The organism is Arthrobacter sp. (genome assembly GCF_031179385.1).
GTDB lineage: Bacteria > Actinomycetota > Actinomycetes > Actinomycetales > Micrococcaceae > Arthrobacter_D.
This window is the reverse complement of the sequence record NZ_JAPSHV010000113.1, coordinates 1-8,338: the sequence shown is the minus strand read 5'-3', so window position 1 is coordinate 8,338 and position 8,338 is coordinate 1. Positions and strand designations below refer to the sequence as shown.

The window sequence follows — 8,338 nt, the reverse complement described above, 5'->3', positions numbered from 1 at the left end:
CTGCCGGTGGGAAAGGTCCCGCGGTCACTTTTCCGGACAGCGTCCCTCCCGCTGACTGCAGCGGGGAAACCGGATCGTGCGGCGCTGCAGGCTGCCGTCCTGGCCAAGGAGAGTGAGCTTGAACCCATCGTTTGAGCCGGACTACCGCCGTCGGGCAGCAGTGGTCCTGTGCCGCCGTACTCCGTTCGGGCGGGTGCGGGGTGTGCACGCGGCAATCGAGGCCCACCAGCTGCTCGCCGCCGTCCTTCCTGCGGCCCAGCGTGACGCCGGGCTGGCTGCCGCAGACATTGACGATGTCATCGTCGGTAACGCCACTGGCGGCGGTGGCAATGTCGCGAGGCTGGCCGCCCTGACAGCAGGGCTTCCGAACGCGGTACCCGGCCTCACCGTCGACAGGCAGTGCTCTTCCGGGCTCGACGCTATCGTGCTCGCGTGCCGGCTGGTCGAATCGGGAGCCGGCGACTGGTTCCTCGCCGGGGGAGTGGAGAGCTGCAGTACAGCCCCGCTGCGGGCGCATCGCCTGACGTCCCTGCCGGGCGCTCCGGACTTCTATTCCCGCGCTCAGTTTGCGCCGGAGGAACAGGGCGATCCCGACGCCGGCGAAGCGGCCGAGAACGTCGCCGCCGCCTTCGGTGTCGGGCGGGAGCAGCAGGACCGGTACGCGTTGTCCAGCTATGCACGCACAGCCGCAGCGCATGACGCCATGGCCGCGGAGATCGTCCCCGTAGGGGGTTGCGGGGCCGATGAGACGTCACGACGCACGATGTCGGCTGCTCTCATGGCGCGGTTCCCGCCTGCATTCAGGACCGCCGGAAGCGTCACGGCAGGCAATTCGTGTGCCGACGCCGACGGCGCGGTGGTCACCGTCGTCACAACCGTCGATCATGCCCGCGCCGCAGGTTTCGGGACCATCCTTGAATTTCGCGGCTCGGCCGTTTCGGGTGGACCGCCCGCACTGTTCGGGACCGCGGGCGCGTTTGCCGTGCGCAAGCTCCTTGACGGACTGCGGCTCTCTTCGGATGACATCAATACGTGGGAGTACAACGAGGCATTCGCCGCACAGGTCCTCGCATCGGCACTTTTGATCGGCGTTGCACCGGAGAATCTGAATCTTCACGGCGGTGCCCTCGCCTACGGGCACCCCTATGGGGCGTCCGGCGCAATGCTCGTTGCGAATCTCCTCCGCCAGGCGTCCCAGCGCAAGGACGACGGCGGCTGGTCGGTGGCGGCGGTGAGCGCCGCCGGCGGCGTCGGAACAGCGGCCGCTTTCCGGCCTGTGTCTCTACGGTAGGAGAGGTTTCTCGGGGGCGGAAACAGGATCAGAGCAGAAACAGGAGCGCGTACCGCGCCCGGTCAGCCGTCGTCGTCGGAGTCGGCGAGACCGCGGGCAGCCAGCGCTTCACCTGTCTGGTGCGCATATGCCACTGCACCGATGAAGACCGGAAGGATGAGAGCGCGCGGATTGCGCTCGAGGCCGCGGGCGCGGGCGGCGTCGCGAGAGTCTTCAGCCGCCCCCACGAGGTAGGGAATACTGCGCAGCATGAGGGCGATGGTCAACCCGAGACGCTCCGGATCCACGCCGAGTGGCCGGAGCGGGCGTGCCAGGAAGACCAGGCCGTCGAGCAGGCGCTGGCTCTGGGTTGTCAATGTGACGAGCAGTGCAGCCAGCACGCAGACGGCGATGTTCCCCACCACCGTGAAGGCCGTTTCGGGACCGGACCTGAACCACTGGAATGCTCCAAGAATCAGGATCAACGGCCACATCCTCAGCAGCGGCTGCACCAGCTCGCGAAGGGTGAGCCGCGCTCCGACAAGATAGCCCAGGACGACCAGGCCCAGGCCGACGAGGGTTGCAAACGGCGAATTCAGCATGAGGACGAGGACTGACAGCGTCGCCACGGGCATGAACTTCGCCCAGAGGGGAGCAGCGTGCAGGAGCGAATTGCGTTCGACGTAGGCGCCCAGCAGGCTCGCGTGCCCCCTCATCGCCGCGGTTCCTCATGGGCGACATCCCGCACACTGAGACGCCGGTATGCAGCGACCGCCTCCGTTGGTTTACCGTCGAACACCACCCGGCCTCCGTCGATGACCAGGGTGCGGTCGGCCTGGAGGGCGAAGTCGAGCGAGTGCGTCGTGAAAACGACCTGCTGCTCCAGCCCGCGGAACATCCGGCGAACCCGTTCCTCATTACGCAGGTCCAGGAGGGTGGTCGGTTCATCGGCGAGCAGCACCTCCGGCTCGGTGGCAAGCACAACGGCAAGGGCGAGGAGTTGCCGTTCTCCGCCCGACAAGTCGTAGACACTCTGGTCGGCAAGGTGCACAAGTCCGAACCGGTCCAGCACTTTTTCGGCCGCGCTTCGCCGCTCCTCGGCGTTCCGGTGCCGGCGGCGCAGCGACAGCTCCACATCTTCGCGGCCCGTAGGCATGATCAGCTGGGACAGCGGGTCGGTGAACATGAAGCCGACTGCGCGTCGAACCGAGGAGCCCTTCCGCGCGGTGTCCAGTCCGTTGACCAGCACCTGCCCGGAGGTCGGCAGGACCAGTGAATTGATCAGCTTCAGCAGCGTGGACTTGCCGGAGCCGTTGGCGCCGATGATGCTGATGCGGTCTTCAGCCAGGGTCAGGTTCAGCGGCTCCAGGATTTGCCGTGTGGCGGGGTGCTCGGCCCTGACTGCGGCGCCCTTGAATATGATCACTGCGGCGGTTCAGGGACGGGACTGCAGGCGGGGGAACGCTTTGATGACGCTGAGACCGATTGCGGCCGCTGCCAGGTTCTTCAGGATGTCGCCCGGGAGGAAGACGACGTCCGCGGCGATTGCCGCGCCGAGGTCCAGTTTCGCGTTGATCATCATTCCGATGATGCCGAAGGGATGGGTGATGAGGAGACTCGTGATGGTGCAGGCGGCGAAGAGACCGAGGAAGCGGTGGCGGTCCAATCTGCGGAACACCAGACGGGCAAGGAACCCGACAAGGACCGCCGCAACCGGAAAGGCGATGATGTAACCGGCAGACGGACCGAAGAGTACGCCGATGCCGCCCCGGAACTGACTGAAGATGGGCAACCCCGCCAGCGCAACCGCAACATACAGCGTGAGCGCCGCTCCGGCCCGCCATGGACCGAGCACAATTCCCGTCACCATGATTGCCAGTGTCTGCAGCGTGATGGGCACCCCCACCTGACCGACCGGTATAGCGGGTAGGATGGCACTGACGGCCACAACGGCCGCGAACACCGCGATCAGCGAGAGATCGGTTGCATTCCAGGATCGACGCGCCCGCGCCGACACATCGGCGGGCGAGGAGTGCAGGGCCGGATTCGTCTGTTGCATCGTGAAGCTTTCTGTGGGATCTACACAACGGTGAGCTGTTACTTACCGAGATTAGTGCGGAGAGAACCAAACACTTTTGTAGGGTTCCTACAATATTGAGGCCCGGCGCGTGATGCCGGGACAGGAAAGGCCCAGCCACGTGATTACCGTGTCGAATCTTGAACTGCGCGCGGGCGCAAGGCTGCTGATGGACGAGGTCTCCTTCAGGGTGGACCGGGGGGACAAAATCGGCCTTGTTGGGCGCAACGGCGCCGGCAAGACAACCCTGACCCGCGTACTGGCAGGTGAAAGCCTGCCTGCAGCCGGGTCGGTCAGCCGCACGGGGGAAATAGGCTATCTGCCCCAGGACCCACGCACGCCCAACATGGAACAGCTGGCACGGGACCGGATCCTTTCCGCACGCAACCTGGATGTCGTGGTCGGAAAGCTCCGCCAGACGCAGGACCAGATGGCCAGTGAAGATACCGCAGTCCGAGACAAGGCCATGGCCCGCTACGACCGTCTCGAAGCGGAATTCCTCGCTCACGGCGGCTATGCGGCTGAGGCCGAAGCAGCTGCCATCTCCTCGAACCTTGCGCTTCCGGAGCGGATTCTGAATCAGCCGCTCAAGACGCTCTCGGGCGGTCAGCGCCGCCGCGTCGAGCTCGCGCGCATTCTCTATTCCGGCGCCGAGACGATGCTTCTCGACGAACCGACCAACCACCTCGACGCCGACTCGATCACCTGGCTGCGGGACTTCCTGAAAAACCATCAGGGCGGGCTGATCGTGATCAGCCACGACGTCGACCTGCTTGAGGCGACGGTGAACAAGGTGTTCCATCTCGATGCCAACCGGTCGACCATCGATCTCTACAACATGGGCTGGAAGCGCTATGTCCAGCAACGCGAGACGGATGAGCGGGCCCGGAAGCGGGAGCGGGCGAACACCGAGAAGAAGGCCCAGGTACTTCTCGACCAGGCCAACAAGATGCGTGCCAAGGCCACCAAGGCAGTGGCGGCCCAGAACATGGCCAAACGTGCGGAGCGGATGCTTTCGGGTCTCGACGAGGTGCGCGCGTCCGACCGGGTCGCAGCACTGCGATTCCCGGAACCTGCGCCCTGTGGCCGCACACCGATGACAGCGGAAGGACTCAGCAAGTCCTACGGATCGCTGGAGATCTTCACCGACGTCGACCTCGCCATCGACCGCGGTTCCAAGGTCGTGATCCTGGGTCTCAACGGTGCGGGCAAGACGACCCTGCTGCGGATGCTCGCCGGGGTGGACAAGCCCGACACCGGAAAGATTATCCCCGGGCATGGGCTGAAGGTGGGCTACTACGCCCAGGAGCACGAAACCCTCGATACCAACCGCACCGTGCTTGAGAACATGCGTTCCTCCGCACCGGATATGCGCGACGCCGAGGTGCGCGGCATTCTCGGGTCGTTCCTGTTCTCGGGTGACGACGTCGACAAGCCCGCCGGTGTGCTCTCCGGCGGCGAGAAAACCCGGTTGGCACTCGCGACTATCGTGGCGTCGTCGGCCAACGTGTTGCTGCTCGATGAACCGACCAACAACCTGGACCCCGCCAGCCGCGCTGAGATCCTCGGAGCGCTTCGGAACTATTCGGGCGCAGTCGTCCTCGTCAGCCACGATGAGGGGGCTGTGGACGCACTCAACCCGGAGCGGGTGGTGCTTCTGCCCGACGGCGTCGAGGACCTGTGGAACGACGAATACCTTGAGCTGGTGACGCTGGCCTAGAGCCCGCGGGCGTCGAGGATGGCGTCCTCTTCCTCTTCGGAGGAAGGGCGTCGTCGGACACGGACGGGAGCCGCCGGCGCATCCTCGTCTTCATGGTCGATGCGGTATTGCTGCCTTGCCGCATAACCCAGCCCCACGAAGAGAAGCACGCCGAAGGCGAACCACTGCATGGAGTAGGACAGGTGGGGGCCGAGGTCGATGGCCGGCTTGGCCGGGGCCACAGGCGCAGTGGCAGGAGCCGGCGTCTCACCGGCCAGCAGACCATAGGCAGCAGTGGCGATGGGGTAGTCCAGCTGCTGCCCGTAGGTGGTGAGATCGATCGAAGCGAGCTGTCCTTCCGGCGCCGACCGGTCCAGCGCCGGCTCGCCGGGCCGGATACGCGCCACGACGGTGACCTCGCCGTCGGGGGCCGCCGGAACGTCGTCCGGCCGGCCGGCCTGGTTATTGCCGATGGGCAGCCAGCCGCGGTTGATGACGACGGCGCTGCCGTCCTCCAGCTTCAGCGGCACCAGAACCTCATAGCCCGGCTGACCGTTGAGCGGCCGGTTGCGGACGATGCGCTGCTTGGGGGAGTCATACTCACCAACAAGCGTGACAGGTGTCCATTCAGCCGCATCGTCGAACGATGTGAAGAGCTGCGGGGCGTAGGGAACCGGCTCCCGATCGTAGTTGGCCTGGACCGTGTTTACAGTGGCGGCGGCCTGGTCCCGCCGGTCCAGTTGCCACAGACCCAGGGCGGAGCAGGCCGCGGCCAGCACGAGGACGATCGCCAACCAGCCGAACCAACGCGGTGTCGCCAGGTATTTCAGGATATTCACGACGACGCCGGACTGCCTTCCAGCGGGAGTGTCTGCTTCCAGAGGCCGCGCGTAACCAGGTAATCCTGAAGCCACTCCCGGTGCTCCGGACAGGCCAACCAGACCTTCCTGCGGTCCGGTGTATGGATGCGCGGGTTATTCCAGAGAAGTTGCCAGGACGCGTTCTGCCCACACGCCTTGCGGGAGCACTTGGGGCCTCCGGACACAGCAGGCCCTTCGGCTGCCCGCGGCGCAGCGCCGGAGAGCTGGTCGAAAATGCTCATGCTGCCCCTTCCCTCCCGTGTGGTTCCTGCTCCGTGTCCGGTTCGTCCGGAATGATCTCGCCCTGCAGCGTTACCGGCCCTTCATCCTCGGCGACCGGACGCGGAGGTTCGAGTTCCGGTGCCGGCGCCCGCTCCAGCAGCGAGTCGCTGTGGGTCAGGTTGCTGGTGTCGCTCCCGCCGTTCGCGATGATGACCGCGAAGTAGGGCAGGAACACCGCTCCGGCGATCATCACCCACTGCAGCCATCCCTCCACCACAAACACGAGGATGAGGCAAACCATGCGGATTCCCATCGAGAGGGAATACTTGATCATCCGCTGGCGCATCTCATCACTGTGAGCTTCGCGGGCATCACTGATGTTATGGATTTCCGGACGGCGCTTTGACTGATGGTTCAGCTTGAACATCACACTCCAAGGGACTCTTCTATTGTCTCACTCCCTTAGCCGTTGTTAAAGTTCCCGGTTTCGCCGCTAGGATCGAACGGACGTAGGCACCGCACCATCCGAAAGGACCCCTCCGTGCAGGAACAGAACACCGCTGGAACGCCCGACGAGAAGACCGGACGCAGCGTTCTGGTGACGGGGGGCAATCGGGGGATCGGGCTGGCTATCGCGCAGTCCTTCCTTGCCAACGGTGACCGCGTTGCCATCACGTACCGCAGTGGCGACGTTCCGGAGGGCATGCTCGGAGTGAAGGCCGACGTCACTGACTCGGAGCAGATTGACACAGCTTTCCGCGAGGTCGAGGACGCTCACGGACCGGTTGAGGTGCTGATCGCCAACGCAGGAATCACGCGGGACACCCTGCTGCTACGGATGAGCGAGGCCGACTTCACCGACGTGGTCGACACCAACCTCACCGGTTCGTTCAGGGTCATCAAGCGGGCCAGCAGGGGGATGATCCGCCTGCGCAAGGGACGAATCGTGCTGATCTCGTCAGTCTCCGGCCTGTACGGTGCACCCGGTCAGATCAACTATTCCGCATCGAAGGCGGGCCTGGTCGGCATCGCCCGCTCCCTGACACGGGAGCTTGGTTCCCGGGGAATAACGTGCAATGTGGTTGCTCCAGGCTTCATCAACACGGATATGACGGCAGCACTGCCGGAGGAAACCCAGCAGAACTACCTGTCCTCCATCCCGGCAGGCCGATTCGCCGAGGCGGACGAGGTCGCGAACGTTGTCCGCTGGGTCGCGAGCGACGAAGCCGCGTACATTTCCGGTGCCGTCATCCCGGTCGACGGCGGACTTGGAATGGGTCACTGATCCAGGCCGTCAGGCAGCCTGAATAACGATCCATCAACGCAACAGACAAAATCCGAATCAAGGAGACCATCGCTCATGGGCGCACTGGACAGCACAACTGCAATTGTTACGGGTTCGTCCCGCGGTATTGGGGCGGAGGTGGCGAAGCTGCTGGCAGAGCAGGGTGCCGCCGTCGTCGTCAACTACCGTCAGAAGGCGCCCCGTGCCAACAAGGTGGTCGCCGGTATCGAGGCCGCGGGTGGCCGCGCAGTGGCCGTTGGCGCGGACCTCACAGCACCTGAGGGTGCGCAGGCGCTCGTCGATGCGGCCGTTGAGAATTTTGGCGGACTCGACCTGCTGGTCCTCAACGCCTCCGGCGGCATGGAGACCGGTCTGGGCGAGGACTACGCGCTCAAGCTGAACCGGGATGCACAGGTCGGTATGCTCTCGGCGGCGCTGACGGTCATGAAGCCAGGCTCCCGCGTGGTTTTCGTCACGAGCCACCAGGCACACTTCATCAACTCGGTTTCGACCATGGACGCCTATGAGCCTGTCGCGCGCAGCAAGCGCGCCGGCGAGGATGCGCTTCGCGAGATGGTTCCAGCGTTGACCGAGCAGGGCATCACATTCGTGGTAGTTTCCGGCGACATGATCGAGGGCACTGTAACCGCCACCCTGCTTGACCGGGCCGCCCCCGGCGCAATCGAAGCACGACGGCAGGAAGCGGGACGCCTCTATTCGGTCGAGGAGTTCGCGGCGGAGATCGTAGCCATGGCTACCGCGGATGTTCCCACGGGTCACACGGAGTATGTGGGCGGCGCCGAGCACTTCACCCGCTGAGCTAGCCGCTCCGCGCTCTACTCCGGGGCCGGAACTACAGCCGCACGAAGTGGCGGACTACGTCCAGATGCGGGAAGTTGACGGCGGCGTCAGCCGCCGCCCGCAC

At 65.1% G+C, this 8,338-nt stretch carries 10 protein-coding genes; 4 read left to right on the top strand and 6 right to left on the bottom strand.

The window, feature by feature from the left end; genetic code table 11:
* Positions 1 to 118: 118 nt before the first annotated feature.
* Positions 119 to 1,291, top strand: a complete 1,173-nt coding sequence (locus RIF85_RS13110; protein WP_309072342.1) for a thiolase family protein — start codon at positions 119 to 121, stop codon at positions 1,289 to 1,291.
* Positions 1,292 to 1,353: 62 nt separating this feature from the next.
* On the opposite strand, the gene RIF85_RS13105 is transcribed toward RIF85_RS13110, so the two are convergent.
* The 3 genes from RIF85_RS13105 to RIF85_RS13095 are packed head-to-tail and all read right to left on the bottom strand — an operon-like array spanning position 1,354 to position 3,329.
* On the bottom strand, positions 1,354 to 1,986 hold the full coding sequence (locus RIF85_RS13105; protein WP_309072341.1) for an energy-coupling factor transporter transmembrane protein EcfT: 633 nt from the start codon (positions 1,984 to 1,986) through the stop codon (positions 1,354 to 1,356).
* A complete protein-coding gene (locus RIF85_RS13100) occupies positions 1,983 to 2,693 on the bottom strand; it encodes an energy-coupling factor ABC transporter ATP-binding protein (protein ID WP_375164452.1) in 711 nt (236 codons plus the stop codon). The genes RIF85_RS13105 and RIF85_RS13100 overlap by 4 nt, the downstream gene beginning before the upstream one ends.
* A gap of 12 nt (positions 2,694 to 2,705) precedes the next feature.
* On the bottom strand, positions 2,706 to 3,329 hold the full coding sequence (locus RIF85_RS13095; RefSeq protein WP_309072339.1) for a biotin transporter BioY: 624 nt from the start codon (positions 3,327 to 3,329) through the stop codon (positions 2,706 to 2,708).
* Positions 3,330 to 3,468: 139 nt separating this feature from the next.
* Here RIF85_RS13095 and RIF85_RS13090 point away from each other — a divergent pair, with 139 nt between their 5' ends.
* Positions 3,469 to 5,067: an ABC-F family ATP-binding cassette domain-containing protein gene (locus RIF85_RS13090; RefSeq protein WP_309072338.1), complete on the top strand. Its 1,599-nt coding sequence runs from the start codon at positions 3,469 to 3,471 to the stop codon at positions 5,065 to 5,067.
* Here RIF85_RS13090 and RIF85_RS13085 read toward each other — a convergent pair.
* From RIF85_RS13085 to RIF85_RS13075, 3 genes are read right to left on the bottom strand one after another with little or no spacing between them, the layout of a single operon-like run.
* Entirely contained in the window at positions 5,064 to 5,879 is an 816-nt protein-coding gene (locus RIF85_RS13085) for an SURF1 family protein (protein WP_309072343.1), read from the bottom strand. The genes RIF85_RS13090 and RIF85_RS13085 overlap by 4 nt on opposite strands.
* A gap of 2 nt (positions 5,880 to 5,881) precedes the next feature.
* On the bottom strand, positions 5,882 to 6,148 hold the full coding sequence (locus RIF85_RS13080) for a hypothetical protein (protein ID WP_309072337.1): 267 nt from the start codon (positions 6,146 to 6,148) through the stop codon (positions 5,882 to 5,884).
* A complete protein-coding gene (locus tag RIF85_RS13075; protein ID WP_309072336.1) occupies positions 6,145 to 6,555 on the bottom strand; it encodes a DUF3099 domain-containing protein in 411 nt (136 codons plus the stop codon). The genes RIF85_RS13080 and RIF85_RS13075 overlap by 4 nt, the downstream gene beginning before the upstream one ends.
* A gap of 114 nt (positions 6,556 to 6,669) precedes the next feature.
* Between RIF85_RS13075 and RIF85_RS13070 the strand changes: the two genes are divergently transcribed.
* Both RIF85_RS13070 and RIF85_RS13065 read left to right on the top strand, forming a co-directional pair.
* On the top strand, positions 6,670 to 7,413 hold the full coding sequence (locus RIF85_RS13070) for a beta-ketoacyl-ACP reductase (protein ID WP_309072335.1): 744 nt from the start codon (positions 6,670 to 6,672) through the stop codon (positions 7,411 to 7,413).
* Between the two features lie 75 nt (positions 7,414 to 7,488).
* On the top strand, positions 7,489 to 8,232 hold the full coding sequence (locus RIF85_RS13065) for an SDR family oxidoreductase (protein WP_309072334.1): 744 nt from the start codon (positions 7,489 to 7,491) through the stop codon (positions 8,230 to 8,232).
* The last annotated feature ends 106 nt before the right edge of the window (positions 8,233 to 8,338 follow it).